The organism is Streptomyces sp. UF-297, assembly GCF_058245575.1.
In genome coordinates this window covers 1-1,296 of sequence record NZ_JBSIBZ010000219.1, presented here as the reverse complement: position 1 = coordinate 1,296, position 1,296 = coordinate 1, and the positions used below count along the sequence as shown (strand labels likewise).

1 protein-coding gene is annotated in these 1,296 nt (G+C 67.3%); it reads right to left on the bottom strand.

The window, feature by feature from the left end; all coding sequences use genetic code 11:
* On the bottom strand, positions 1 to 1,296 hold a 1,296-nt coding region (locus tag AC4IJH_RS43515), incomplete at both ends, for a B12-binding domain-containing protein (RefSeq protein ID WP_490857564.1).

Below are 1,296 nucleotides of genomic sequence, written 5' to 3'. Positions count from 1 at the left end.
CTCGTCCAGCCAGGAGGCGTACTCCTTGAGCTGGATGCCCTTGATGACGCGGGTGCCCCAGAACGGCGGGGTGGGCACGGGGTTGTCGACGGCGACGTCGGAGCGGGCGGGGGCCTGCCCGGTGCGCTCCTCGACCTGGACGGTGGCGGCCGTGACCCGGCGCTGCTTGAGCTCGGGGAGGGTGGCTCCGGGCACCCCGCGCTTGACGGCGATCAGGGCGTCCATCAGCCGCAGCCCCTCGAAGGCGTCGCGCGCGTAGCGGACCTCGCCCTCGTAGATCTCGTGCAGATCCTGCTCCACATACGCGCGGGTCAGGGCCGCGCCGCCCAGGATGACGGGGAAGTCGGCGGCCATCTTGCGCTGGTTGAGCTCCTCCAGGTTCTCCTTCATGATCACCGTGGACTTCACCAGCAGCCCGGACATCCCGATCACATCGGCCCGGTGCTCCTCGGCCGCCTCCAGGATCGCCGAGACCGGCTGCTTGATGCCCAGATTCACCACGTTGTAGCCGTTGTTGGACAGGATGATGTCCACCAGGTTCTTACCGATGTCATGCACGTCACCGCGCACGGTCGCCAGAACGATGGTGCCCTTGCCCTCCGTATCGGACTTCTCCATGTGCGGCTCCAGGTGCGCCACCGCGCTCTTCATCACCTCGGCGGACTGGAGCACGAACGGCAGCTGCATCCGGCCCGAGCCGAACAGCTCACCGACCACCTTCATGCCCTCAAGGAGGGTGTCGTTGACGATGTCCAGGGCGGGGCGGTCCTGGAGCGCCGCGTCCAGGTCGGCCTCCAGGCCGTTCTTCTCCCCGTCGATGATCCGCCGCTGCAGCCGCTCCTCCAGCGGGAGGGCGAGCAGTTCCTCGGCCTTGCCCGCCTTCATCGACTTGGTGTCGACGCCCTCGAAGAGTTCGAGGAACCGCTGCAGCGGGTCGTAGCCCTCACTGCGCCGGTCGTGGATGAGATCCAGCGCGACCCGTACGTGCTCCTCCTCCAGCCGCGCGATCGGCAGGATCTTGCTGGCGTGCACGATCGCGGAGTCCAGGCCCGCCTTGACGCACTCGTCCAGGAAGACGGAGTTCAGCACGATACGGGCGGCCGGGTTCAGCCCGAAGGAGATGTTGGACAGGCCCAGCGTGGTCTGCACGTCGGGGTGGCGGCTCTTCAACTCCCGTATCGCACCGATGGTGTTGATGCCGTCACGCCGGGACTCCTCCTGGCCGGTGCAGATGGTGAAGGTCAGGGTGTCGATGAGGATGTCCGACTCGCGGATGCCCCAGTTGCCGGTCAGGTC